Origin of the sequence: Bradyrhizobium sp. UNPF46 (genome assembly GCF_006658625.1) — a bacterium.
In the GTDB taxonomy this organism is placed as follows: Bacteria; Pseudomonadota; Alphaproteobacteria; order Rhizobiales; family Xanthobacteraceae; genus Bradyrhizobium; species Bradyrhizobium nitroreducens.
Map to the genome: position 1 here is coordinate 46,406 of NZ_LFJB01000011.1, position 24,446 is coordinate 70,851.

21 protein-coding genes and 1 pseudogene are annotated in these 24,446 nt (G+C 63.4%); 13 read left to right on the forward strand and 9 right to left on the reverse strand.

Translation table 11 applies throughout. The annotated features are described in order from the left end of the window. Window positions 1-65: 65 nt before the first annotated feature. From UNPF46_RS06725 to UNPF46_RS06750, 6 genes are all read right to left on the reverse strand, one after another. Window positions 66-1,184: a cobalamin-independent methionine synthase II family protein gene (locus UNPF46_RS06725; RefSeq protein WP_100177369.1), complete on the reverse strand. Its 1,119-nt coding sequence runs from the start codon at window positions 1,182-1,184 to the stop codon at window positions 66-68. Window positions 1,185-1,207: 23 nt separating this feature from the next. Further along, entirely contained in the window at window positions 1,208-1,924 is a 717-nt protein-coding gene (locus UNPF46_RS06730; protein WP_100177370.1) for an ABC transporter ATP-binding protein, read from the reverse strand. Continuing rightward, window positions 1,917-2,672, reverse strand: coding sequence for an ABC transporter ATP-binding protein (locus tag UNPF46_RS06735; RefSeq protein ID WP_100177371.1), 756 nt, complete (start codon window positions 2,670-2,672; stop codon window positions 1,917-1,919). The genes UNPF46_RS06730 and UNPF46_RS06735 overlap by 8 nt, the downstream gene beginning before the upstream one ends. Further along, complete coding sequence (locus tag UNPF46_RS06740; RefSeq protein ID WP_100177372.1) at window positions 2,669-3,697, reverse strand: branched-chain amino acid ABC transporter permease; 1,029 nt, start codon at window positions 3,695-3,697, stop codon at window positions 2,669-2,671. The genes UNPF46_RS06735 and UNPF46_RS06740 overlap by 4 nt, the downstream gene beginning before the upstream one ends. 8 nt (window positions 3,698-3,705) lie before the next feature. Further along, a complete protein-coding gene (locus UNPF46_RS06745; protein ID WP_142249482.1) occupies window positions 3,706-4,575 on the reverse strand; it encodes a branched-chain amino acid ABC transporter permease in 870 nt (289 codons plus the stop codon). A 202-nt stretch (window positions 4,576-4,777) separates the two neighbouring features. After that, the gene (locus UNPF46_RS06750; RefSeq protein WP_100177374.1) at window positions 4,778-5,956 is read right to left on the reverse strand and encodes an ABC transporter substrate-binding protein; all 1,179 of its coding nucleotides are present in this window, start codon (window positions 5,954-5,956) and stop codon (window positions 4,778-4,780) included. 597 nt (window positions 5,957-6,553) lie between these two features. Between UNPF46_RS06750 and UNPF46_RS06755 the strand changes: the two genes are divergently transcribed. Next, entirely contained in the window at window positions 6,554-6,847 is a 294-nt protein-coding gene (locus tag UNPF46_RS06755) for a hypothetical protein (protein WP_100177375.1), read from the forward strand. Between the two features lie 77 nt (window positions 6,848-6,924). On the opposite strand, the gene purU is transcribed toward UNPF46_RS06755, so the two are convergent. Then, on the reverse strand, window positions 6,925-7,788 hold the full coding sequence (purU, locus tag UNPF46_RS06760; protein WP_100177376.1) for a formyltetrahydrofolate deformylase: 864 nt from the start codon (window positions 7,786-7,788) through the stop codon (window positions 6,925-6,927). A gap of 149 nt (window positions 7,789-7,937) precedes the next feature. Between purU and UNPF46_RS06765 the strand changes: the two genes are divergently transcribed. Together UNPF46_RS06765 and UNPF46_RS06770 are read left to right on the forward strand one after the other, a co-directional pair. Further along, a complete protein-coding gene (locus UNPF46_RS06765) occupies window positions 7,938-8,777 on the forward strand; it encodes a uroporphyrinogen-III synthase (RefSeq protein ID WP_100177377.1) in 840 nt (279 codons plus the stop codon). Window positions 8,778-8,900: 123 nt separating this feature from the next. After that, window positions 8,901-10,163, forward strand: a complete 1,263-nt coding sequence (locus tag UNPF46_RS06770) for an MFS transporter (protein ID WP_100177378.1) — start codon at window positions 8,901-8,903, stop codon at window positions 10,161-10,163. Between the two features lie 9 nt (window positions 10,164-10,172). On the opposite strand, the gene UNPF46_RS06775 is transcribed toward UNPF46_RS06770, so the two are convergent. After that, window positions 10,173-10,847 carry a Crp/Fnr family transcriptional regulator gene (locus UNPF46_RS06775; protein WP_100177379.1) on the reverse strand — a complete coding sequence of 225 codons (675 nt, stop codon included), beginning with the start codon at window positions 10,845-10,847 and terminating at the stop codon, window positions 10,173-10,175. A gap of 337 nt (window positions 10,848-11,184) precedes the next feature. On the opposite strand from UNPF46_RS06775, the gene UNPF46_RS06780 reads away from it, so the two are divergent. The 6 genes from UNPF46_RS06780 (at window position 11,185) to UNPF46_RS06805 (ending at window position 18,358) form a co-directional block, all read left to right on the forward strand. Next, window positions 11,185-12,006, forward strand: coding sequence for an ABC transporter ATP-binding protein (locus tag UNPF46_RS06780; RefSeq protein WP_100181175.1), 822 nt, complete (start codon window positions 11,185-11,187; stop codon window positions 12,004-12,006). Next, on the forward strand, window positions 12,003-13,934 hold the full coding sequence (locus UNPF46_RS06785) for a long-chain fatty acid--CoA ligase (RefSeq protein WP_100181176.1): 1,932 nt from the start codon (window positions 12,003-12,005) through the stop codon (window positions 13,932-13,934). The genes UNPF46_RS06780 and UNPF46_RS06785 overlap by 4 nt, the downstream gene beginning before the upstream one ends. Window positions 13,935-14,052: 118 nt before the next feature. Further along, on the forward strand, window positions 14,053-14,946 hold the full coding sequence (locus UNPF46_RS06790) for a branched-chain amino acid ABC transporter permease (RefSeq protein ID WP_018317428.1): 894 nt from the start codon (window positions 14,053-14,055) through the stop codon (window positions 14,944-14,946). Window positions 14,947-14,949: 3 nt separating this feature from the next. Further along, window positions 14,950-16,023, forward strand: a complete 1,074-nt coding sequence (locus UNPF46_RS06795) for a branched-chain amino acid ABC transporter permease (protein WP_100177380.1) — start codon at window positions 14,950-14,952, stop codon at window positions 16,021-16,023. A 48-nt stretch (window positions 16,024-16,071) separates the two neighbouring features. Beyond that, complete coding sequence (locus UNPF46_RS06800) at window positions 16,072-17,355, forward strand: ABC transporter substrate-binding protein (RefSeq protein ID WP_100177381.1); 1,284 nt, start codon at window positions 16,072-16,074, stop codon at window positions 17,353-17,355. Window positions 17,356-17,518: 163 nt separating this feature from the next. Next, on the forward strand, window positions 17,519-18,358 hold the full coding sequence (locus UNPF46_RS06805) for an ABC transporter ATP-binding protein (protein ID WP_100181177.1): 840 nt from the start codon (window positions 17,519-17,521) through the stop codon (window positions 18,356-18,358). 3 nt (window positions 18,359-18,361) lie between these two features. Here the strand turns inward: UNPF46_RS06805 and UNPF46_RS06810 are convergent, their stop codons facing one another. Further along, the gene (locus UNPF46_RS06810) at window positions 18,362-19,513 is read right to left on the reverse strand and encodes an AGE family epimerase/isomerase (RefSeq protein WP_174718936.1); all 1,152 of its coding nucleotides are present in this window, start codon (window positions 19,511-19,513) and stop codon (window positions 18,362-18,364) included. A gap of 86 nt (window positions 19,514-19,599) precedes the next feature. Between UNPF46_RS06810 and UNPF46_RS06815 the strand changes: the two genes are divergently transcribed. The 4 genes and pseudogenes from UNPF46_RS06815 to UNPF46_RS06830 all read left to right on the forward strand — a co-directional run bounded on the left by UNPF46_RS06815 (window position 19,600) and on the right by UNPF46_RS06830 (window position 24,334). Further along, the gene (locus tag UNPF46_RS06815) at window positions 19,600-20,823 is read left to right on the forward strand and encodes a phenylacetate--CoA ligase family protein (protein WP_100177383.1); all 1,224 of its coding nucleotides are present in this window, start codon (window positions 19,600-19,602) and stop codon (window positions 20,821-20,823) included. 896 nt (window positions 20,824-21,719) lie between these two features. Beyond that, a complete protein-coding gene (locus tag UNPF46_RS06820) occupies window positions 21,720-21,926 on the forward strand; it encodes a hypothetical protein (protein WP_100177384.1) in 207 nt (68 codons plus the stop codon). A gap of 956 nt (window positions 21,927-22,882) precedes the next feature. Beyond that, window positions 22,883-23,110 (forward strand): annotated as a pseudogene (locus tag UNPF46_RS38610) (YdcF family protein); the annotation flags it as partial. Between the two features lie 255 nt (window positions 23,111-23,365). Then, complete coding sequence (locus tag UNPF46_RS06830; RefSeq protein ID WP_100181178.1) at window positions 23,366-24,334, forward strand: right-handed parallel beta-helix repeat-containing protein; 969 nt, start codon at window positions 23,366-23,368, stop codon at window positions 24,332-24,334. The last annotated feature ends 112 nt before the right edge of the window (window positions 24,335-24,446 follow it).

Here is a 24,446-nt window from a genome sequence, read left to right on the forward strand (position 1 = left end):
ACGGAGAGGCTGCGGCGTACTGGATTCCCCGCCTTCGCGGGGAATGACAGCAGCCGCGCGGTAAATCAGTTGCCCCACACTTCCTTCGCGATTTCGACCGCAAGGCTGAGCTTGGCCCATTGTTCTTCCTCGGAGAGGATGTTGCCCTCTTCCGTCGAGGCAAAGCCGCATTGCGGGGAGAGCGCGAGCTGCTCCAGCGGCGCGAACTTGGAGGCTTCTTCCAGACGGCGCTTGATGTCGTCCTTCTTCTCGAGCTCGCCGAACTTCGAGGTGATGACGCCGACCACGACGACCTTGTTGCCCTTGGGCAGGAAACGCAGGGGCTCGAAACCGCCGGCGCGGTCAGAGTCGTATTCGAGGAAGTAACCGTCGTAATTGGTGCCGGCGAGCATGGTCTCGGCCACGGGCTCGTAGCCGCCCGAGGAGATCCAGGTCGAGCGGAAATTGCCGCGGCAGACATGGGTCGTCACCACCATGTCGGCAGGCTTCTCGGCCAGCGCGTAGTTGATGATGCGCGCATAAATTTGCTGGAGGCCGTCCGGATTGTCGCCGCGCTCGCGCGCCTTCTGCAATTCGTCCTGCGAGCAGAGATAGGCCCACACGGTGTCGTCGAACTGGAGATAGCGGCAGCCGGCGTCGTAGAACGCCTTCACCGCCTTGCGATAGGTCTTGCCGAGGTCCTCGTAGAACGCGTCGAGATCGGGATAGACATCCTTGGAGATCGACTTGCGACCGCCGCGGAAGTGCAGCACCGCCGGCGAAGGGATCGTCATCTTGGCGGTGACGTGAGCCTGGTCGGCGTACTTCTTCAGGAAGCGGAAATGGTCGAGCATCGGGTGGTCGGCGGGGAAGTCGAGCTTGTCGATCACCCGCACAGCGTCGTGACGGGTTTGCACGCCGGCGAACTGGATGCCGGCATCAGGATGGAACAGCTCGCAGCCGGTGAGCTTGGCCAGGAAGTCGAAGTGCCACCAGGAGCGGCGGAATTCGCCGTCGGTCGCGAGCTTCAGGCCGATCGAGGCCTGCTTGTGCACGACTTTCTCGATCTCCATGTCCTCGATCTTGCGCAGATCGTCGGCCGAGATCTCGCCCTTCTCGAGCTTGGTGCGGGCCTCCTTGATCTTGGCCGGGCGCAGAAGGCTGCCGACCTCGTCGGCGCGGAAGGGGGCTTTGGTTCGCTGCATGTCTTACTCCCTGAAAATTTGGTCTAGTGGGCCGCCGCCCCGGCGACGCCGAGATGGCGTTCCAGAAGCGATGGGTCGGCCTTCAGTGCGGCGCTCGGGGCGTCGTGGACGATCGTTCCGCGCTCCAATATCACAACGCGGTCGGCGAGCCCCAGAATCTTTTGCGCATTCTGCTCGACGATGATCGAGCAGATGCCGCCCGCGCGGGTGATGGCGCCGATCGCCTTCAAGAGCTCCTCGACGATGATGGGGGCAAGGCCCTCGGTCGGCTCGTCCAGCAGCAGCACTTTCGGGTTCAGGGTCAGTGCGCGGCCGATCGCCAGCATCTGCTGCTCGCCGCCGGAGAGCTGGTTGCCGAAGTTGCTGCGTCGCTCCTTCAGCCGCGGGAACATCTCGTAGACCTTCTCGACCGTCCAGGGGCCCGGCTGGGCCACTGCGGTCATGTTCTCCTCGACGGTGAGCGAGCGGAAGATATTGCGCTCCTGCGGCACCCAGCCGATGCCGGCGCGCGCCCGCTGGTCGGGCCGGAGCGAAGTGACATCCGTGCCGGCGAGCGCGACGGTGCCGGAGAAGCGGCGAGTGACGCCGACGATGGAGTTGATCAGCGTGGTCTTGCCGGTGCCGTTACGGCCGAGCAGCGCCAGCACCTGCCCCTCGGCGAGCCGCAAGCTCATCTTCGGCAACACCACGGCCTCGCCATAGCCGGCGCGCAGGGATTCGATCGCGAGCAGGTCAGACATTGACCGCCTCCTCGCCGAGATAGACCGCCTTGACCTGCGGATCACGCGCGACCTGCTCGGGCGGACCCTCGGTCAGCAGCGCGCCGGAGACCAGCACCGAGATGCGGTCGGCAAAGGAAAAGACGAGGTCCATGTCGTGCTCGATCAAGAGCACCGTGACGTCGCGCGGCAGCGCGCCGACCACGGCGAGAATGTCATGGCGCTCGCTCTCGGGCACACCGGCGGCAGGCTCGTCGAGCAGCAGCACGCGCGGCTTGGCGGCGATCGCGACCGCGATCTCGAGCAGGCGCTGCTTGCCGTAGGGCAGCGTCACGGTCTGCTCGTTCATGACGTCGAGCAGATGGAAACGCGTCAGCAGCTCGGCGATCTCGCCATTGACGTTGCCGCGCGTCCCCATCCGCCGCCACCAGTCGCCGCCATGGCCGAGGCGCTCGGAGACGGCAAGACCGATGGTTTCGAGCGGGGTCAGGTCGGGATAGAGCTGGTTGATCTGGAAGGTGCGCGACAGGCCCCGCAGCACGCGCTTGTGCACGGGCAGATCGGTGATGTCCTGCCCTTCGAGCAGGATGCGGCCCGAATTCGGCTTCAGCACGCCGGTAAGCTGGTTGATGACCGTGGTCTTGCCGGCGCCGTTCGGGCCGATCAGCGCGTGGCGGGCGCCCTGCTCGACCCTCAGCGAGAGATCGCGGGTGACGCGCAGGCCACCAAACTGCTTTTCGAGATTTTGGGTTTCGAGCGCGATGGTCATGAATCGCTCTCCGGCACGGCGACGACCGCTTTACGGCCCGCGACCTGCTTGATGATCAGGTTCGGCACATAGAGCACCCAGCGATGCAGGCGCTGGCGGCCGACCAGCACGATCACGACCAGCACGAGGCCGATCCAGAACTGCCAGTATTGCGGAGTGATGGTGGAGAACAATTCCTGGAGCATGCGGAAGATCACCGCGCCGATCAGGCCGCCATAGAGATAGCCGGTGCCGCCGATGACGAGGACCAGCATGAGGTCGGCAGAGCGCTCGAAGGCGAAGACGTCGAGCGAGGCGATCGCGGTGGTCTGGGTGAACAGCGCGCCGGCAATGCCGGCATAAAACGCTGCCAGCGTATAGATCGCGATCAGACGGCGGTTGACGGGAATGCCAATGGCGGCGGCGCGCAGCGGATTGTTCTTGATGGCGCGCAGCGACAGGCCGAACGGCGAATGTACGACGCGGCGAGCGAACAGGAAGAGGAGGAACAGCACGGCAAGCGAGTAGAAGAAGCCGGCCTTGCCGAACATGTCGAACGGGATCTGGCCGAGGATCGGCTGCATCTCGATGCCCTGCAGGCCGTCGGTGCCGCCGGTGATGTTGGAGAAGCGTTCGGCCAGCGCTTCCAGCAGCAGCGCGATGCCGAGGGTCACCATCAGGCGCGTCAGGTCGACGCCTCGGATCACCAGGAAGCTGGTGGCAAAGCCGAGCACCATCGCGGCAAGGCCTGCGGCGATCAGCGCCAGCACAGGCTCGTTGACGATACCATGAAGCGCGAGCAGTCCCGCCGCATAGGCGCCGACGCCGAAGAAGGCGGCATGGCCGAGCGAGACGATGCCGGCATAGCCGAGGATCAGATCGAGCGACATCGCAAACAGCGCCAGCCGCAGGATGTCGGTCATGATCAGATAACGCGAGGGAAACGCGAAGCCGCAGGCCAGCACGACCAGCCAGAAGGCGACTTCGCCATAGTGCCAGCGCGCATGGCGCTGGGCGGAATAACCGACGTCGGAAGCAGCGTTCATCGGCGAACTCAACGCGCGGCCGTGCGGCCGAACAGGCCGTTCGGGCGCCAGATCAGGATCACGATCATCATGGTGTAGATCACGAACGGGCCCATCTTCGGCACGTAATATTTGCCGGCGACGTCGCCGATGCCGAGCAGGAGCGAGGCCAGGAACGGCCCGGTGATCGAGGAGGAGCCGCCGACGGTAACCACGATCAGGAAGTAGATCATGAATTTCAGCGGGAAGTAGGGATCGAGGCCGAGGATTTCGGCGCTGAGCGCGCCGCCGAGGCCGGCGAGCCCGCAACCGAAGGCAAAGGTGAAGGCGAACACCTGCGGCACGTTGATGCCGAGGCCGCTCGCGGCCCTGGGATCGTCGACCGCAGCGCGCAGGCGGCTGCCGAAACGGGTCTTGGCCAGCACCATCTGCAGGCCGACGGTCAGCAGGCCGCAAATCACGATGATCATCAGGCGGTAGCGGCCGATGCCGACGCCGAACAGGTCGAACTGCCCCTGAAGCGCGGCCGGCAGGTTGATGAAGACCCGCGAGGAGCCCTGGATGTAGTCCACGGCTGCGACCGACATGAAGGTCAGGCCGATGGTGAACAGCACCTGGTCGAGATGGCTGCGCGCATAGAGGTGGCGGTAGAGCGTGCGCTCGAGCGCGATGCCGACCGCCGCTGACGAGACGAAAGCGAGCGGCAGCGCTGCGAAGAACGGCCAGCCCATCCGGTTGACCAGCACCATGCAGACATAGCCGCCGGCCATGGCGAAGGCGCCATGAGCGAGATTTACGAAGTTCATCAATCCGAGCGTGACCGCGAGCCCGCAGGCGAGCACGAACAGCAGCATGCCGTAGGCAACGCCATCGAACAGGTTGGTGAGAATTGCGGTCATCGGGCGTTAGAAATCATCACAAGTGCAGCCACGGGCCATTCTGCGTTCCCTCCCCCGCTTGCGGGGGAGGGTTGGGGAGAGGGTGCCTCAACAACGAAGGCTCCTCCAGAGGAGAGAGCCCTCACCCGGCGCTTTGCGCCGACCTCTCCCGAAAGCGGGAGGGGTAAGCCGCGAGAGCCCCGGGATGACGCGCTTTCGCGCGTCACTTCTTGGTCTTGCCGAGATCCTTGACGGCTTCGAAGGTGGCGAACTCGACATTGTAGAGCTCGCCGTCGACCTTCTCGACCTTGCGGATGTAGATGTTCTGCACGATGTCACGGGTCTCGGGATCGATCGAGATCGGACCGCGCGGGCTCTCCCACTTCTGGCCCTTCATCGCCTCGATCAGCTTGTCGCCGTTGGTGTCGCCGTTGGTCTTCTTCAGCGCCTCGTAGATCAGGTGGATGCCGTCATAGCCGCTCACCGCCATGAAGCCCGGACGGTTGCCGAAGGCCTTCTTGTAGGCGGCGACGAAGTCCTTGTTCATCTGCGAGGGATGCGCCGCCGAGTAGAGATGCGCGGTGACCGTGCCGAGCACGGCATCGCCCATATTGTTGAGCAGGTCGTCGTCGGTGACGTCGCCCGGCCCAATCACCTTGATGCCGGCCTTGTCGAGGCCGCGCTCGGCATATTGCTTCATGAAGTTGCCGCCCTGGCCCGCCGGCACGAACACGAAGATCGCGTCCGGCTTGGCGTCCTTCATGCGCTGCAGGAACGGCGCGAAGTCGGGATTGGCGAGCGGCGTCTTGACCTCTTCGACCACCTCGCCGCCGCCCGCGGTGAAGGTCTGCTTGAAGAAGTTCAGCGCGTCATTGCCCGGCGCATAGTCGGAGGTCAGGGTCGCCACCTTCTTGATGCCGTTCTTGGCCGCCCAGTCGCCGATGATGGTCGAGGACTGCGCCAGCGTGAAGCTGGTGCGCACGATATAGGGCGAGCGCTCTGTGATGATGGAGGTGCCGGCCGCCATCACGACCTCCGGAATCTTGGCCTGCGTTGCGAGCGGGGCGGCCGCGAGTGCCGCCGGCGTCACGCCGAAGCCAGCGATGAAGTTGACCTTGTCGTTGACGATCAGCTCCTGCGCAGCGGTCTTGGTCTTGTCCGGGATTGCCGCGTCGTCCTTGAGGATGATCTCGATCTTCTTGCCGGCGACAGTGTCGCCCTTCTGCTGCATGTAGAGCTTGATCGCGTTCTCGATCTGCTTGCCGGTCGAGGCCTGGCCACCGGTCATCGGCAGGATCAGGCCGACCTTGACGCTGTCCTCGGCCTTGGCGGGCGCGATAGCCGCGAGGCTCGCGATGGCGGCCGCTGCCGCGGCGCGCGAAATAATCTTGTGTTCGAACATCAGATGTCCCTCCCCTTCATTCCTGACCTGTTGTGCGCCGGACCGAGTACCCGGTCCTTGCCGCGCTCTAACCTACGGACAAGCCATGCCGCACGGCCACATGGCGTCCTCTGCAACCCCGTTGTCAATCGGACGTTGGGCGACCATTCGGCGCAAGCCGCACGGGCCACCTCGACAACGGCAAGAACATATTTGTACGATCGTACAAATAAACTGGTCTTGTCAACGAAAATCCCTGCGCGGCCAGTCCGCGGGGTTTTCCGCTGCGCCACTTTAGGAAGTCCCTCGGCGGCGTGGATGGATAATTCCGCCTCTCATTTGCAGAATCTGAACATTCCAGGATCTGAACATTCCAGGACGCTTCGCCGTCAGCAGCACCGCGGCGCCCGCCGATTCTCCGCCCACTGAATACGTAATGTATACAGTATCAACAAAACAACGTCGCTCAAGCGCTGACATACCCTACTATGGTACCGTAATGTATACAGGATAATCCACCCTCGAATAGGCCAATTTTACATATTGAGGATTAGAGTCCGCCGTTGGCGCCCATCCCGGGCGCACCTCACCCGCGCCCGATCGGGTCCGATCTAGAAGATGCCCATGCGTTTCCGTTCGCTTTCGATCGCTGCCGTCGTCGCCCTGCTGGCTTCCAACCTTGCAGGCTGCGGCACGGTCAACGAAAAACTCTCCGCCGGCATGGGCGACTCCATCCCGCAGTGGGCCGGCGGCCTGCCGGCCGACGCCCCGCCGCGGCCGGGCACGCCGCAATACGACGCCTACATGAAGGAACGCGAACGCAAGCGGCTGCTGCCGGCGGCGGATCGCGAGAAGGAAGAGCAGGCGCAGAAGGGGGCGACGGGAACGACGTCGGCTGGCGCGGTGCGGTAGGAGGCAAATGGCGACTAGGGAGTAGCGAATGAGGAAGCTCTCCCGCCTCCATTCGCCACTTCACCACTCCCTATTCGCTAATCCACGAACACCACGGTCTTGCGGCCGTTGAGAATGACGCGGTCGTCGAGATGGTAGCGGATCGCGCGGGCGAGCACGCGACGCTCGATGTCGCGGCCCTTGCGGACGAGATCCTCAGGCGTGTCGCGATGGCTGATGCGCTCGACGTCCTGGTCGATGATCGGACCTTCGTCGAGGTCGCGCGTGACATAATGCGCGGTCGCGCCGATCAGCTTGACGCCGCGCTCATGCGCCTGGTGATAGGGTTTCGCGCCCTTGAAACCGGGCAGGAACGAGTGGTGGATGTTGATGCAGCGGCCCGAGAGCTTGGCCGACAGATCATCCGAGAGAATCTGCATGTAGCGGGCGAGCACGACGAGATCGGTCTTCGTCTTGCCGACGAGGTCCATGATCTGCGCCTCCTGCTCGCGCTTGGTCTCCCTGGTGACCGGCAGATGGTGGAACGGGATGTCGCCAAAATCGAGCCCGGCATAGACCTCGCGCGGATGGTTGGAGACGATGCCAGTCAGCGTCATCGGCAATTCGCCGGTGCGCCAGCGATAGAGGATGTCGACCAGGCAGTGGTCGGACTTCGACACCAGCAGCATCACCTTGCGGTGCGCGGCGCGGTCGCGCATCTGCCATTCCATGCCGAAACGCTCGGCGATCGCCGCAAAGCCGGTCTGCAGCGCCGACAGTTCCACGGCAAGGTCGGCCGCGGTGAACACCACCCGCATGAAGAATTTCTTGGTCTCGATGTCGTCGAACTGCTGGGCGTCGAGAATGTTCTGTCCGTTGTGGGCGAGGAACGTCGACACCGCCGAGACGATGCCGGGCCGATCCGGACAGGACAAGGTCAGGACATATTGATGATCGGGCATGTTGATGAACAGACTTGGCTCTTGATGAAGCTTGTGCAGCGGAACGATCCGCGATTTGCACCTGCTCTAGCACCGACGCGACCCTTGCGCCAATCCCGGGCCAAGAGTCAGGATGAACGGACGATTGCGATTTATACCGGAGCATCCCCATGGCCGACCGCTTGAACGGCACCCGCATCCTCATCCTGGAAACACGCGAGGAAGCGCAGTTTTCCAAACTTCTGGCCGAGCAAGGTGCCGAGGTCGTGCAATGCCCGATGTTCACCATCCAGGATGCGCCCGACCCCACTCCGGTCGAGGCCTGGATCCGCCGCGCCGTTGACGAGCCCCTCGACGATCTCGTGCTGATGACCGGCGAGGGCCTGCGGCGGATCATGAAGCTTGCCCGCGCCCGCGGGCTCGATGCCGCCCTCGTCGCAGCGCTCGCCAAGACGCGGAAATTCACCCGCGGCCCGAAGCCCGGCAAGGCGCTGCGCGAGATCGGTCTGGACGCGCAGCAGATGACCGAGAAGCCGACCACCGAGGGCGTGATCGAGATGCTGGGCAAGCTCGATCTGAAGGGACGGCGCCTCGGCCTCCAGCTTTATCCGGACAAGGACCACAGCGCGCTGACCGGCGCACTCGCCGCGCAAGGCGCCGCGGTCGATAGCGTGCTGCCTTATGTCTACGACCCCGCGGCCGCGGATGCCAATATCGTCGCCGCCATCGACGACATGGCTGCGGGCCGGATCGATGCCCTCGCGCTGACCAATCTCGGCCAGGTCCGCCGCCTGATCGAGGCCGCGAAAGCGCATGGCAGCGAGGCCAAGCTGCGTGCCGGCCTCGAACGGACGCTGATTGCGTCGGTCGGCCCGGCGGTCTCCGGCGAGCTCGCCGCGCACGGCCTGCGCACGGACGTATCGCCGGCGGATGACGCCTATTTCATGCGTCCGCTGATCTCGGCGATGGCCACGGCTCTGGCAGAGCGGAAGCCGGCAACGACCAGATAGGAGCTGAGCGCGGGAGCGGCATGCAGCGGTTCTGATTGACACGCGCGTCCTCGGCCCTAGGTTGCCGGAAATGAAAAGAAACCACACGGGGCAGGGAATCGCCGTGACACGAGCCATCGCGCCTTGAGCACAGCCTTACGACCTTCTGCGCTCGCGCCGTTCCGCATCCGCAACTATCGCTTTCAATGGCCTTCCGATCTGCTCACCTCCTGGGCGTTCGAGGTCGAGACGCTGGTGCTCGGCTGGTACATCATGGTCGAGACCGGCTCGGTGCTGCTGCTGACCGTGCTTGCCTCGCTCCAGTTCGTCGGGACATTGGTCGCGCCGGTGTTCGGCATGATCGGCGACCGGATTGGCCACCGCGATCTCCTGGTCGTGATGCGACTTGCCTATACGGTGCTGTCGTCGACCATCATGGTTCTGGCGCTGAGCGGTCATCTGTCGCCGCTGAGCGTCATGATCATCGTCGCGATCATGGGCCTGATCCGCCCCTCGGATCTCGGCGTGCGTGGCGCGCTGCTCGCCGAGATCATGCCGGCCGAACAGCTGGTGGGCGCCATCAGCGTTGCGCGCACGACCCAGGACAGCGCGCGCATCGCCGGAGCGTTGACCGGCGCCGGGCTGTTCGCCGTCCTCGGCATCGGCTTCGTCTATGTGGCGATCGCCTGCCTCTACTTCACGGCCGCGCTTCTCATGCTCTGCCTGACCCGGCCGAAAAGAACCGTCACCACGAGCGATCTTCCCGCGAACAGCCACGCCGTTTCCCGGCTGTTCGGCGACCTCAAGGAGGGCATCGTCTACGCCTGGAACGGCCCGGGAATGCGCGCGGCGCTGTGCGTCGCGTTCCTGGCCAACCTCACCGCATTTCCCTTCACCGGCGGACTTCTGCCTTACATCGCGCGGGAGATCTTCCAGACCGATCAGACCGGCCTCGGCTATCTCTCGGCGAGCTTCGCCGTCGGCTCGCTGATCGGCTCCATCACGCTGAGCCTCGTCGGCGGGCTGCGCATCGCACGGCTTCTGATCGGCGCGACGCTGGCCTGGTACGCCATGCTGCTGATCTTCGTCGAGGTCAGGACCATGCCGGTGGCGATGTCCTGTCTCGTTCTCGCCGGTATCGCGCAGAGCATGTCGATGATCTCGGCGGCCGTGATCCTGATGCGGACCGCGAGTGCGCATCTGCGCGGCCGCGTCATGGGCGTGCGCATGATGGTGATCTACGGCCTGCCGCTCGGATTGCTCGCCGCCGGCAGCCTGATCGACGTCATCGGCTATTCCGCGACCGGCTCGCTCTATGCCGCCTCGGGCATCGTCGCGATGCTGGCGATCGCGATCCGCTGGCGGGCCGACCTCTGGCCGGTCCATGCCCCCGCCAATGCGCGGTGACTTGACCTTTTAATCCCCATACCCGCGCAGCCGCTCGATATCGAGGATGGTGACGCCGCCGTACTCCAGCCGCAGCAATCCCTCCTTCTCCAGCCGGTTCAGCGCGCGGTTGGCGTTCTGGCGGGACATGCCGGAGAGCGCGCCGATCTCCTCCTGGGTGATCTCCAGATGCGCGGTCGATTCCGGATAGAGGATCGGGTTGAACAGCGAGGCGATGCTGCGGGCGAGGCGCGCGGTGGCATCCAGCGTGCGGTTGACCTCGAGCATACCGATGAACTGGCCAAGTCGCTCGTTGAGCTGGCGCACCAGAAAGCGGTTGAAGCCGACGCTGTTCTCGAACAGCCACATGAAGGCGCTGCGTTCCATCAATGCGACGCGGCTGTCGCGCAGCGCGACCACGTCATAGCGCCGCGGCTCGTTCTTGAGCACGCTGCCCTCGCCGAACCAGGCCCCCGCCGTCAGCCCGGCCAGACTCGTCTCCTTGCCGTCCCGCGAGACCCCGCCCATGCGGGCAAGGCCTCCCACCATCCCGGCCCAATAGGCAAAGATGTCGCCGCGCATGAACACGGTCTCGCCGGTGCCGTAGGACCGCTCCGTGATGCCGGCGCGCGCGACCTCGATCTCCGCTTGCGTGAGCTCGCGCGACCAGGCCGCGACGCGCCTCAGATGATCTTCTGAAATCATGATGTCGCGGCCAGCCGCACCGTTTCGTCACTCCACCTTCTGTTGCATTGCAACATGATGATTCCGGTCGCCATCCGACGAAAGATGAAGGCCGCTGCCGCCCGGCAAACTTTGTCGCAGAATTGTCAGCCGGGAGACATTTCAAAATAGCTCTTTCCCCTATTGAGGACCACCTCGGGCGATGCGGCTTTTGATCCCTGCCGGGAACGAGAGCGGCGCGGCTCCGGTCGAGACCATCTGCTGCATGGCCTCACCGGCACCGCCGTACTAGGATCGCCGGGCAGGAACGGACGAAGAGCGCCGCTAAAAGGCGCCATCACCGGGAGGGATTCGTTTGGTGGCTACCAGTCTTGAAGTGCGCGGCGTGTCCTTGCGATTCGGCGGCGTCCGAGCGCTGACCGACGTCGGCTTCGCCATCAGGGAGGGCGAGCTGTTCTCGATCATCGGTCCCAACGGCGCCGGCAAGACCTCGATCGTGAACTGTATTTCCGGTCGCTACAAGCCGACCGAAGGCCAGCTGTTCTACCAGGGTAGCGACATCACCGGCCTGACGCCCAATGCTCGGGCCTCGCTCGGCATCGGCCGCACCTTCCAGAACCTCGCGCTGTTCCACCACATGAGCGTGCTCGACAACATCATGGTCGGGCGCCATCACCTCTTGAAGAACAACTTCCTCACCGGCTCGCTGTACTGGCTCACCGGCGCGCGCAAGGAGGAGCTCGAGCACCGCCGCAAGGTCGAGGAGATCATCGACTTCCTCGACCTCCAGTCGGTGCGAAAGGCCACCGCCGGTACCCTCTCCTACGGCCTGCGCAAGCGCGTGGAGCTCGCGCGCGCCATGGCGCTGGAGCCGCGCCTCATCCTCCTCGACGAGCCGATGGCCGGCATGAACTTCGAGGAGAAGGAGGACATGGCCCGCTACATCGTCGATCTCAACGAGGAATTCGGGATGACGGTGGTGATGATCGAACACGACATGGGCGTGGTGATGGACATCTCCCACCGCGTCATGGTGCTGGATTTCGGCAAGAAGATCGCCGAAGGCGATCCAGCCGCGGTCCTCGCCGATCCCCACGTCCGGCGCGCCTATCTCGGCGAGGAGGACGAGGTGCTGGTCGATCCCGACGACAAGCCCGCCGCCCCGGAGTGCGCGGCATGATGGATTATGCAGGGCGCGTCGCCCAGGCCGACACCTATCCCAAGCTGCTCCGGCTCAACGCGAAGGAGCACGGCAACGAGATCGCCTTGCGCGAAAAGGACCTCGGGCTCTGGCGCGTGTTCACCTGGAACGATTACCAGACGCGCGTGCGAGACTTCGCGCTCGGTCTCGTCGAGATGGGCCTTGGCCGCGGCGACGTCATCGGCATCATCGGCGACAACCGGCCGGACTGGGTCGCGGCGGAAGTGGCGACGCACGCCATCGGCGGCCTCAGCCTCGGACTTTACCGCGACGTGCTCGACGAGGAGGCCTCCTATCTCCTCAATTATGGCGAGGCGCAGTTGGTCTTCGCCGAGGACGAGGAGCAGGTCGACAAGCTGCTGGCGCTGGCCGAGCGCGCGCCGAAGCTGCGGCACATCATCTATTCGGATCCGCGCGGGATGCGGAAATACGACGATCCCAGACTGATGTCGGCGGAAAAATTCGCCGAGCTCGGCCGCGCGCGGGCCACTCGGGAGCCGGAGCTCTACGACAGGCTGGTCGATGCCACCAAGGGCGAGGACGTCGCGATCCTCTGCACCACGTCGGGCACCACCTCTCATCCCAAGCTCGCGATGCTCGCCGCCGGCCGCGTGCTCGGCCATTGCGCGACCTATCTTGCCTTCGACCCCAAGGGACCGGACGACGAATACGTCTCGGTGCTGCCGCTGCCGTGGATCATGGAACAGGTCTACGTGCTCGGCAAAGGTCTCTTGTGCCGGATGAAGATCAACTTCGTCGAAGAGCCCGACACGATGATGAACGATCTGCGCGAGATCGCGCCGACATTCGTGCTCTTTGCCCCACGGGTCTGGGAATCCATCGCCGCCGACGTCCGCGCCAGGGTCATGGACGCCACGCCCTTGAAGCAGCGCATGTTCGATGTCGGCATGAAGTCGGGTCTGGCCGCACTCGCGCACGGCAAGCGCTCGGGCCTTGCCGACGCGATCCTGTTCCGCGCGCTGCGCGACCGGCTCGGTTTCACCCGCCTGCGCTCGGCCGCCACCGGCGGCGCGGCGCTCGGCCCCGAAACCTTCAAGTTCTTCCAGGCCATGGGCGTGCCGCTGCGCACGCTGTACGGCCAGACGGAACTGCTCGGTGCCTACACGCTGCATCCCGAGGGCAAGGTCGATCCAGACACCACCGGCGTGCCGATGGCCGACAGCATCGAGATCCGCATCGACAATGCCGACGTTCACGGCGTCGGCGAGATCGTGGTGCGGCATCCCAACATGTTCCTGGGCTACTACAAGAACCCGGAAGCGAGCGTCGCAGACATCAAGGACGGCTGGATGCTGTCGGGCGATGCCGGCTATTTCAACGCCAACCAGCAGCTCGTCGTCATCGATCGCATCAAGGACCTCGCCGAGACCTCGCGCGGCGAGCGCTTCTCGCCGCAATTCATCGAGAACAAGCTGAAATTCTCGCCCTATATCGCCGAAGCCGTGGTGCTGGGCGCCGGCCGCGACGCGCTCGCGGCGATGATCTGCATCCGCTACTCCATCATCTCGAAATGGGCGGAGAAGAACCGCCTCTCCTTCACCACCTACAGCGACCTGGCCTCGCGGCCCGAGGTCTACAAGTTGCTGCAGAAGGAGGTCGAGACCGTCAACGCCACGCTGCCGCCGGCGCAGCGCATCTCGCGCTTCCTCTTGCTCTACAAGGAGCTCGACGCCGACGACGGCGAACTCACCCGCACGAGAAAGGTGCGCCGCAGCGTCATCAACGAGAAATACGCCGGCATCATCGACGCCATCTACCGCGGCGATGCCGACATCCCCGTCGACACCGTGATCCGTTTTCAGGACGGCACCACGCAACGCGTCCGGACGACGCTGCGCGTGGTGGATCTGGGTGTGCATGGACACATGGCGGAGGCTGCGGAGTGATACAAAAGGTCGTCATGCGCGGGCTTGATCCGCGCATCCATCCACTTCCGAACACGCTTTTTTCCGCATCGATGGATTGCCGGATCAAGCCCGACAATGACGAGTTGGGTCAATCGACATGAACACCGCCTTCCTCATCCAGCTCCTGGTCAACGGCCTCGTGGTCGGCACGCTCTATGGCGTGGTCGCGATGTCGTTCGTGCTGATCTACAAGGCGACGCAGGTCGTCAATTTCGCGCAAGGCGAGTTGCTGCTGGTCGGCGCCTGGGTGTGCTGGGCGCTGCTGGCAAAATACCAGGTGCCGTTCTGGATCGGCATGCCGATGACGCTCGTGTTCATGTTCGTGTTCGGCATCGCAGTGCAGGTGCTGATCCTCAGACCGATGATCGGCGAGCCCATCATCTCGGTGATCATGGTGACGATCGGCCTCTCCACCGTGCTGCAGGCGACACTGAAATGGATGTTCGGCGTCAACCCGCAGCCGTTCCCGCGCGTGTTCGAGAGCCAGTCGGTCAGCCTGCTCGGCCTCCAGATCCAGACCGTGTATGTCATGAGCCTCGTGGTCTCGGTCGCCATGATGATCGGCATGGCCTGGTTCTTCCGCGCGTCCAAATACGGCCTTGCGATGCGCGCCACCGCGTTCAACCAGCAGGTCGCACAGTCGCTCGGCATTTCCGTGAAAAGCGTGTTCGCGATGGCCTGGGCGATCTCGGCCACCGTGTCGGCGGTCGCAGGTGTCGTCGTCGCCGTCGTGAACGGCGTGTCCTCGGGCCTTGCCGCCTACGGCATCAAGGTATTTCCGGCGGCGATCCTCGGCGGTCTCGACTCCGTCGGCGGCGCCGTGCTCGGCGGCATCATCATCGGCCTGCTCGAGAACGTCGCGCAATATGTCGACAGCGAGTACCTGCACTGGGGCAACCTCTACGAGATCGCGCCGTTCTACGTCCTCATCATCGTGCTGATGATCAAGCCTTACGGGCTGTTCGGCACCCACGACATCGAACGGATCTGACCCATGGCCGGCCCTGCCCTGATTCCTGCTGGTGATTTCCGCATCTCCTACGCGGCCGACACCACGATCTTCCCGACGACCACGAGCCGCAACTTCGCGATTCTCGGCGTTGCGCTACTGTGCCTCGCGCCGCAATTCTTCAGCGGATACTGGCTCAGCATCCTGATCCAGATCGGCATCTTCTCGATCGCGGCGCTCGGCCTCAACATCCTGGTCGGCTTCACCGGCCAGATCTCGATCGGGCATGCCGCCTTCTTCCTGCTCGGAGCCTTCACCTCCGCCTACATCTCCAACAACGCGCCGATCCCGGTGTTCTTCGCGATCCCGCTTGCCGGTGTGGTCACCGCGCTTGTCGGCCTGATCTTCGGCATCCCGGCGGCGCGGCTGAAAGGGCTCTATCTCGTCATCGCGACGCTGGCCGCGCAATACATCCTGCTCGATTTCTTCTCCCGCGCGGAGTGGTTCACGGGCGGCTCGGTGCCGGCGAGCGCGAATCCGTTCTCGATCTTCGGATACACGCTGCGGGGCGACCGGCAGTATTTCTACGTCGTGCTGGCTTACGTGCTCTTGAGCTACATTCTCGTCACCAATCTGATACGCACGCGCGACGGCCGCGCGCTGGTGGCGATCCGCGATCATTATCTCTCCGCCGAGATCATGGGCATCAACCTGACGAAATACCGCACGCTGTCGTTCGGCCTCGCCGCCTTCTTCGCCGGCATCGCCGGCGCGCTCTACGCGCACTATCAGCTCGTGGTGTCGCAGGAGGGTTTCGGCATCGAACGCTCGATCCTGTTCTTGGCCATGATCATCATCGGCGGCACCGGCTCGGTGATGGGCACGCTGATGGGCACCGCCTTCGTGGTGCTGCTGCCGGAGTCCATGGAATTCATCAGCCTGTACCTGAAGGGAGGCGCAATCGACAAGGCGCTGTCGCTCAACACCAACATCACCTTCCTGCGCGAGATCGCGATCGGAGTGATCATCATCGCGTTCCTGATGTTCGAGCCTGACGGGCTCGCGCATCGCTGGCGGCAGATCAAGGCGTACTGGAAACTCTACCCGTTCTCGCATTGAGCGCGGGCAACCAACTTCACTTAAACAATAAACAGGAGGACCCGACCCATGACGATGAAGTCCCTTTTGAGCAGCGCATCGCTCGCGATCGCGATCGCCGCGTTTTCGGCCGGCGCGCAGGCGCAGATCGCGATCGGCCATCTCGCCGACTATTCCGGCGGCACCTCCGACGTCGGCACCCCCTATGGCCAGGCCGTCGCCGACACCTTCGCCTGGGTCAACAAGAACGGCGGCGTCGGCGGCAAGCAGCTCAACGTCGACACCAACGACTACGGCTACCAGGTGCCGCGCGCGATCGCGCTGTACAAGAAGTGGTCGGCGCCGGACAGCAAGGTCGCCGCGATCATGGGCTGGGGCACCGCCGACACCGAGGCACTGACCGGCTTCCTCGCCCAGGACAAAATTCCCGACATGTCCGGCTCCTATGCCGCCGCCCTCACCGATCCCGAAGGCGTCAGCGGCAAGGCCAAGCCCGCGCCCTACAATTTCTTCTACGGCCCGAGCTATTCGGACTCGCTGCGCGCGATGTTGATGTGGGCCGCCGAGGACTGGAAGGCCAAGGGCAAGTCCGGCAAGCCGAAATTCGTGCACATGGGCGCCAACCATCCCTACCCGAACGCGCCGAAGGCCGCCGGCGAAGCGATGGCGCAGGAGCTCGGCTTCGAAGTGCTGCCGCCGCTGGTGTTCGCGCTCGCGCCGGGTGACTACAGCGCGCAGTGCCTGAGCCTGAAATCGTCGGGCGCCAACTACGCCTATCTCGGCAACACCGCCGCATCCAACATCTCGGTGATGAAGGCCTGCAAGACCGCCGGCGTCGAGATCCAGTTCATGGGCAACGTCTGGGGCATGGACGAGAACGCCGCCAAGACGGCGGGCGACGCCGCCAACGGCGTGATCTTCCCCTTGCGCACCGCGGTGAGCTGGGGCGGCGATGCGCCCGGCATGAAGACGGTGATGGAGATCTCCAAGATGTCCGACGCCAGCGGCAAGGTCTATCGTCCCGTGCACTACGTCGCAGCCGTCTGCTCGGCGCTGTACATGAAGGAAGCGATCGACTGGGCCGCCAAGAACGGCGGCGCCACCGGTGAGAACGTCGCGAAGGGTTTCTACCAGAAGAAGGATTGGGTGCCGGCCGGAATGGAAGGCGTCTGCAACCCCTCGACCTGGACCGACAAGGACCATCGCGGCACGCTGAAGGTCGATCTCTATCGCACCAAGATCTCGGGCGCGACCGACGGCGACCTCAACGATCTCATGGCCAAGGGCACGATCAAGCTCGAAAAGGTCAAGACCGTCGAGCTGCCGCGCAAGGCTGAGCTGCTGGGCTGGTGAGCTTAGCTCTCACCACACACACAAGTGTCATCCCCCGCCTTGTGCGCATTGCGCACCGGAGCGGGGGATCCAGTACGCCGCGGCGTCTCAATGAACCTCCTGCGTCTTTGGAATGTTGGGTCGCCCGGTCAAGCCGGGCGACGACAGCGGAGAGTTACGAAGCATGACCCAAACCATCGAAGCAGCCCGCACTACTCCCACCGCCGTGGCCCCCGCCGCCCTCCTCAGCGTGCGCAACATCGAGGTGGTCTATGACGACGTCATCCTGGTGCTGCGCGGGCTCAGCCTCGACGTGCCCAAGGGCGCGATCGTGGCGCTGCTGGGCGCCAACGGCGCTGGCAAGTCGACGACGCTGAAGGCGATCTCAGGGCTGCTCAAGACCGAGGACGGCGAGGTCACGCGCGGCGAGATCCTGTTCCAGGGCGAGCGGATCAACGGCATCGACCCCGACAAGATCGTGCGCCGCGGCATCTTCCAGGTGATGGAGGGCCGGCGGATCGTCGCCGACATGACGTCGCTGGAGAATTTGAAGCTCGGAGCCTTCACCCGCAGGGACCGGGAGGTCGATTCCGATCTCGACATGGTCTTCAATTATTTCCCGCGCCTCAAGGAGCGCACCGGCCTTGCCGGCTATCTCTCCGGCGGCGAGCAGCAGATGCTCGCGATCGGCCGAGCTCTGATGGCGCGCCCGAAGATGATCCTGATGGACGAGCCGTCGATGGGCCTGTCGCCGCTGCTGGTGAAAGAGGTGTTCTCCATCATCCAGAAGATCAACCGCGACCTCGGCGTCACCATCCTCCTGGTCGAGCAGAACGCGCGCGCCGCACTGTCGGTGGCGAGCCACGGCTACATCATGGAGCAGGGCAAGGTCGTGCTCGACGGCACTGCCGACGAGCTACGCGACAACGAGGACGTCAAGGAATTCTACCTCGGCGGCGCCGGCGATCAGCGCAAGAGCTTCAAGAACCTCAAGAGCTTCAAGCGACGCAAACGGTGGTTGTGAGAGTCAACTCAGCACCTGTTCCGCTTCGGTGACTGCGCAGAGAACATGATAGAACGACGACGCAGGAATGGTGTCGACCAGCGATTTGCCGTCGCGATCGAACTGGTCGTACCAGCCGCCCCTCACGGGATGGTTGAGATAATGCCGTTCGAGCCGCACCAACGCTGCGCGCGCCTCATCGGCCGCGCCCGCTTCGCCGGATTCGGCCTGCGCGATCCACGCCTTCGCGATTTCGGTCTGCGGCCACAGCCGGCGCGTGTGACGGCGGATGTTGCCGCTGTCGTCTCCCTCGTCGATCAGGCAGCCCGTGGCCTCGTCGCGATAGCGCAGCGCGGTCGCCAGCAGCTCACCGCGCCGCTGTCCGGTCGGGCAGCCCGTGATGCGTTCGAAACCTTTCAAGAGCCAGACCCATTCCGCCTGGTGGCCCGGTTCGACGCTGACCGGCTCGATCTTCGACCAGTCCTCCTCGAAATACTCGCTGAGCACGCACTTCCGCTTGTCGTAGAGGTTAGCGAGGAACAGCGCGAAAAACTCGCCGGCACGGTTCTGGAACGACAGATCGTGGGTCGCGTCGAAACACGCGATCATCGCCTCGAACAGATGCATGTGCGGGTTCTGCCGGCGCGGCAGCGAAACCGGCAGGCCTTCGTGCACGCCGCCATGCGGCGAGCGCAGATGGTCGTCGAGGAAAGCCAGCAGCGCGTCGATCTCGGCACGAACCTGCGCGTCCTGGTCGAGCGCGTAAACGGCCGCGAGGGCAAACAGGATGAAGGCGTGGTCGTAGGCATCGCGCCGGCCGTCCAGCACCGTGCCCTCCGGCGTCAGCCGGTGCACATAGCCGGGCCGGCCGTCGGGCGCTTTGGCTTTGGCCAGCAGATGTTCCAACCCCTTCAGCGCGATGGCGCGTCCCTCAGGATACCAGCCCATCTGCGCAGCCTTGGCATAGCAATAGATCTGCCGGGCCTGCACGAACACGCGCCGCGGCGCAGCGATATCTGCAGTACCGTCGCGGTGCAGCCGGTCGATAAAGCCGCCTTTGGCCTGATCCCAGCCGACGGTCGACCACAGCGGGAGCGCCTCGTCGATCATGCGGCGTTTCAGACGCGCGACGACATCCGCAGCCTCATCCGCCGCAATGCTTCCTACGTCCGCCATCGGGTCCTCTCCAGGCCTTGCCAATGGCGGTCTGATACCCATGCCGGTCGCTGTGCGCAACGGATGCCAACACGGAAACAACAGCCATGACCGCCCATTACGACGCTCGCGAGACGCGTGAACCGGCAGCGCGCGAGGCCGATCTGATCTCCCGCCTGCCGGAGGTATTGCGAGCCGCGATGGCCGCCCCGGCCTATGCCGAGCGGCTGAGAGGTTTCGATCCCGCCGCCGTGACCTCCAGAGCGGCGCTGGCGGGCCTGCCGGTGCTGCGCAAGTCGGAACTGCCCGCCCTGCACAAGGCCTCTGCGCCCTTCGGAGGCTTCGTGGCGGCGGCCCCCGGGTCGTTCGCCCGCCTCTTCACCTCCCCCGGCCCGATCTTCGAGCCGGAGGGGCGGCAGGCCGACCCCTGGCGCGGTGCACGGGCGCTGTTCGCGGCCGGGTTCCGCCCCAATGATATCGTCCTCAATACCTTCAGCTACCATCTCACCCCCGGCGGCTTCATCTTCGATGCTTCAGCACGTGCGCTCGGCTGTGCCGTGATCCCGGCAGGGCCCGGCAATACCGAGCAGCAGTTCGAGTTGATCGAGGCCTACCGCCCGGTCGGCTATAGTGGCACGCCGGACTTCCTGAAGATATTGCTCGATGCCGCGGCGAGCTCGGGCCGCGACGTTTCCTCGATCAAGCGCGCGCTGGTCTCGGGCGCGGCCTTCCCGCCCTCGCTCCAGGCCGAGATCAAGGCGCGGGGCATCGATGCCTACCAGGCCTTCGGCACCGCCGATCTCGGCCTCATCGCCTTCGAGACCGAAGCACGCGACGGCATGGTCGTGAACGAGGATCTGATCATGGAGATCGTCAAGCCCGGCACCGGTGATCCCGTCGCGCCGGGCGATGTCGGCGAGATCGTGGTGACCTCGCTCGATCCGCACCATCCCTGGATCCGGCTCGCGCTCGGCGACCTCACAGCAGTGCTGCCGGGCACAAGCCCCTGCGGGCGCACCAATATGCGCATCAAGGGCTGGATGGGCCGCGCCGACCAGACCACCAAGGTCAAGGGCATGTTCATCCGCCCCGAGCAGATTGCCGAGATCGGCAAGCGCCATGCAGCGCTCGGAAGACTGCGCCTCGTCGTCACCCGTCATGGCGAGAGCGATGCGATGACGCTGAAGGCGGAAACGGTCGCTGCGAGTGAGGCGCTGCGCGAAGAGATCGCCGGCACGTTGCGCGCCGTGACGAAGCTCGGCGGCAATGTTGAGCTGGTCAGCCCCGGCGCGCTGCCGAATGACGGCAAGGTGATCGCGGACGAGCGATAGCACTGCCCCTGGCTCATATTAAAGAAGGGCACTTGACGCCCGCTATTGTCGATCGAACGCCGGGGCTGCCCTGCTCTGCGACCTGCCAAACCCACTTCGAAAACCTTCGAAATCTATATCGGTTGCTCGGTTACACCCCGAAGCGGAATTACGAATTTCTCGACTCGCGTCCTGTCTGGTCCGAGCTAAGGTCGAATCTCGTCGAGCAGGCTGCGACCGCGATCAAAGCTACAGGTGGACGCATCAGTCCGGGCGGCTGGAGCAATTGCCTCCGCGTCAATGGAAAGACCTGTCTTTCGGTTAGGGCTGCTCGCTGGATCCCTGGCGAAAAGCCGACTCATGCACCGTACTGGAGCATCGAGCGCGAGGCGTGCCTCCCTGACGGTTGGATAGCTGCCATCCGGTTAACCTTCTTGCGATTTCCTGCTTCGCAGCTTCGATACGCGCCTCGCACGCACTGAGAGTGTTAACCAGCCTCGAGCCGGCCCGACCTGACCTCTACCGGCAATTTGCAGAGCGGCAATCTCGCCCAGGGTGAAGGACAGGGCGGAAGTTGCCGCGCCCGGCTTCTGACGCTCGACACCTCAGCCATGGGCTTGCAGTGACCGAGCAGCGCCGTCTTCTGCCGCAACCTGTGCATAAACGAGCTAAAAAACGGGCAAGAGCCCCCGTTAACGCCGGCGAGTTCCCATGCTAACGTCTACACACGTCCACTAGCACGGACGCAATCTCAGTTAACTCCCGCCGGCCCCAAGCCGGCGGGTTTTTCAATGACCATGCTGACCAATCCGTTCGGCCAGCGGACGTTAACTGGACTTTACTACCATTGTGCGGCGGCGCCGGCTAATATAGGTAGAGGATAAGATCCGCTTCAGCGTCAGTTGCGTTTGAGAGTCATGATTGCGTACAAGCAGTACCATATCGAGCGAGTTGAGCACGGCCAAAGAGGTTGGGTTGCCCGCATCACGCGGGCGGATGGCCAGAACATCCGCACCATCTTGCCGTCTTCTGAACATCCCTACCTTGATACGAAACCTGTCGCCTCCGCCGAGGAAGCTGAACAGCTCGCCAAGGAAGGCATCGACTTCGGCGGGGTAGTTTGACCCCCCAGTGCTCACCGAACTCTCGTAGGCCAGAGCCCGTCGCAACGCATTGAGAAGCGCTCGCTTACGCCTTGAGGCGCTACGCACATGTCGGGAGTTTGACTCCGCACAAGCCCTTCAAAGGCTTGAGAGTTAAAAACTCATCTTCAGAAACTGTTGCAAGGAAGCTACAGCAATCCGTGGCCGACAAATTACTCCCTGTTCGGCGGGGAGACGTTCAAGCTTGGGCTTCTCGATGGCTTATACGAAGGATAGCTTACATGGCCCCCTTCGCCCCGCGAAGTTCTACGTTCTCTGTGGCGCAGCTGCCTCGCCACGAGGTTAGATTAAATTGGCCCAGCCTTTCAGTGATGCTGAGGTCGGAAAATGGAGGTTGCAGTGAAACTTATTGCGATCGGATGGATCGCGTTCGCGATATGCTGTGGACTGGTGCTTAAACTCAATATCGATCAAGTCAGAGAGTACGAAAAGGCGATCCAGAAGGATCAAAACTAACCCTCGGATTTGCCTGTGTTCTTACTATCCAAGACTCTCGGTGTCATTGGCATCTTGCCAAATTTCTTAGCCGCCATCGGCGTGCTTGGCTCTCTGTGCTTCTGACACGCTTAGCTTCAGCTGGCCGGAAGCTAGTCATTACATCCCTGCTGACCCTAGCTGCGTGCGGGTTCACGCCGGTGGGAAGCCTCTTGCTTCAACCTCTTGAAGATCGCTTCCCGCCTTGGATTCCGACGATCGATCCCCCAACTGGCATTGTTATTCTGGGAGGAACGACAGAATCGGAGATTTCGGCCTTCCGAGGCCTCCCGGTTTCGGACATCGGGATTGATCGGCTCATCACGGGCGCAATGCTTGCTCGCCGCTATCCAAGCGCCCACATCATCTAGTCCAGCGGGAGCCCCGAACTCTGGCCGAGCAATCTGCGAGAGGCTGACTACGCTGGGAAGATCCTCAGCGACTTGGGCGTACCGAACGACCGGGTTCAGGTCGAAGGCAAATCGCGTAACACAGCTGAGAACGCGGCCTTCTCGAAGGCGCTAGCTGCTCCCCATCTCGGGGACCGCTGAGTACTGGTTACCTCCGCTTACCACATGCCCCGGGCTGTGGGACTATCTCGCAAGGTCGGCTTTCCGGTGGAGCCAGCGCCTACAGGGTGGCTGACAGCGGGGCGCGGTTCTTGGCTCGACCTGGGTAACTTCGGCCCGTCGCTTTTGCTCGTGCATATCGCAACGCGGGAATGGGTTGGCCTTGCGGCCTATTGGGCCAGCGGAAAAATAGAAGAACTTCTGCCACCCCCCCAATGGGCCGTAGCCCCTCGGCGGGATCTTGTTCGGCGCCCCTTCGCGCCTGACACAGGTATCCTCGAAAGAAATTTTGAACCTTTAGAGCGCACGCGAATACATCTTATAGTTGCTGAGGTGTTCATTTTGGAGAAGTCAACCATGAGGCATTTCTCCCTGCTCGTTTTTGTATCCACTATCAGCTTAGGATTTCTATCCAGCCATCCGGCGCAGGCCCAAGCAACGCGAACTTGGGTGTCGGGAGTAGGCGACGACGTTAACCCGTGCAGCCGCACAGCTCCTTGTAAGACATTCGCCGGAGCGATCTCTAAGACGGCCGCCGGGGGCGAAATCAGTGTCCTTGATCCTGGCGGCTTTGGTACAGTCACCATTACTAAATCGATCAGCATCACGAATGACGGCGCGGGTGAGGCAGGCATCCTGGCATCCGGCACGAACGGCGTCATCGTCAACGCTGGGCCAAACGATCTTGTCAACCTGCGCGGTCTCGTCATCGACGGCGCCGGCACCGGCCTCAATGGAATTCGTTTTCTGGCCGGGGTCGGTCTCAATGTCCAAAATTGTGTAATCAAGAATTTCAGCGGGGCTGGAACTGGCATCCAGTTCGTACCAAACAGCAGCTCTCGACTCTCGGTGTCTGATACGGTGATTTCTGGCAACGGACTTGGCTCGACTGGGGGCGGAGTGCTCGTCGGGGCGCAAAACGCGGGTGCCAACACAATAAAAGCTTCGCTAAACCGCGTTCAGCTTCAGACAAATGGCTTCGGCGTCAAAGTAGATGGTACTGGTGGTACCGGCGCAATTTACATGACTATCCGTGACACCATGGCAAGTGCAAACAGCGGCAATGGACTGTGGGCTATCGCGGCACAAGGAGCTTCGATCAGTCGAATCATGGTTGATCACACCAGCTTCGTTAACAATGCCGGCACGGGTATCCTGTCCGATGGCCCTCCTTCTGCAGTATTGGTGAATAGCAGTGTTGTCTCAGGGAACGCTACCGGCATCAGCTTTTTGAATGGCGCGTCGTTGTCATCTTATAAGACCAACGCAATCTTGTTTAACATCGGAAGTGATGGCGTCCCGTCCGGAACGTTGTCGCCGCAGTGATGCATATTGTTCGCTCGGTGGTACGACTAGTACCTCGACACAGAGGTTTTGACTCTTTGTTTTTGCACCGCTTCGGCGGGTATTTTGGGGTAGGCGCGGCCCAATTTGGCGC

Coding starts and splice junctions, on each gene's coding strand:
- UNPF46_RS06725 (WP_100177369.1), bottom strand. CDS start 1,184: ATGCAGCGAACCAAAGCCCCCTTCCGCGCCGACGAGGTCGGCAGCCTT.
- UNPF46_RS06730 (WP_100177370.1), bottom strand. CDS start 1,924: ATGTCTGACCTGCTCGCGATCGAATCCCTGCGCGCCGGCTATGGCGAG.
- UNPF46_RS06735 (WP_100177371.1), bottom strand. CDS start 2,672: ATGACCATCGCGCTCGAAACCCAAAATCTCGAAAAGCAGTTTGGTGGC.
- UNPF46_RS06740 (WP_100177372.1), bottom strand. CDS start 3,697: ATGAACGCTGCTTCCGACGTCGGTTATTCCGCCCAGCGCCATGCGCGC.
- UNPF46_RS06745 (WP_142249482.1), bottom strand. CDS start 4,575: ATGACCGCAATTCTCACCAACCTGTTCGATGGCGTTGCCTACGGCATG.
- UNPF46_RS06750 (WP_100177374.1), bottom strand. CDS start 5,956: ATGTTCGAACACAAGATTATTTCGCGCGCCGCGGCAGCGGCCGCCATC.
- UNPF46_RS06755 (WP_100177375.1), top strand. CDS start 6,554: ATGCCCATGCGTTTCCGTTCGCTTTCGATCGCTGCCGTCGTCGCCCTG.
- purU (WP_100177376.1), bottom strand. CDS start 7,788: ATGCCCGATCATCAATATGTCCTGACCTTGTCCTGTCCGGATCGGCCC.
- UNPF46_RS06765 (WP_100177377.1), top strand. CDS start 7,938: ATGGCCGACCGCTTGAACGGCACCCGCATCCTCATCCTGGAAACACGC.
- UNPF46_RS06775 (WP_100177379.1), bottom strand. CDS start 10,847: ATGATTTCAGAAGATCATCTGAGGCGCGTCGCGGCCTGGTCGCGCGAG.
- UNPF46_RS06785 (WP_100181176.1), top strand. CDS start 12,003: ATGATGGATTATGCAGGGCGCGTCGCCCAGGCCGACACCTATCCCAAG.
- UNPF46_RS06790 (WP_018317428.1), top strand. CDS start 14,053: ATGAACACCGCCTTCCTCATCCAGCTCCTGGTCAACGGCCTCGTGGTC.
- UNPF46_RS06795 (WP_100177380.1), top strand. CDS start 14,950: ATGGCCGGCCCTGCCCTGATTCCTGCTGGTGATTTCCGCATCTCCTAC.
- UNPF46_RS06800 (WP_100177381.1), top strand. CDS start 16,072: ATGACGATGAAGTCCCTTTTGAGCAGCGCATCGCTCGCGATCGCGATC.
- UNPF46_RS06805 (WP_100181177.1), top strand. CDS start 17,519: ATGACCCAAACCATCGAAGCAGCCCGCACTACTCCCACCGCCGTGGCC.
- UNPF46_RS06810 (WP_174718936.1), bottom strand. CDS start 19,513: ATGGCGGACGTAGGAAGCATTGCGGCGGATGAGGCTGCGGATGTCGTC.
- UNPF46_RS06815 (WP_100177383.1), top strand. CDS start 19,600: ATGACCGCCCATTACGACGCTCGCGAGACGCGTGAACCGGCAGCGCGC.
- UNPF46_RS06820 (WP_100177384.1), top strand. CDS start 21,720: ATGATTGCGTACAAGCAGTACCATATCGAGCGAGTTGAGCACGGCCAA.
- UNPF46_RS06830 (WP_100181178.1), top strand. CDS start 23,366: ATGAGGCATTTCTCCCTGCTCGTTTTTGTATCCACTATCAGCTTAGGA.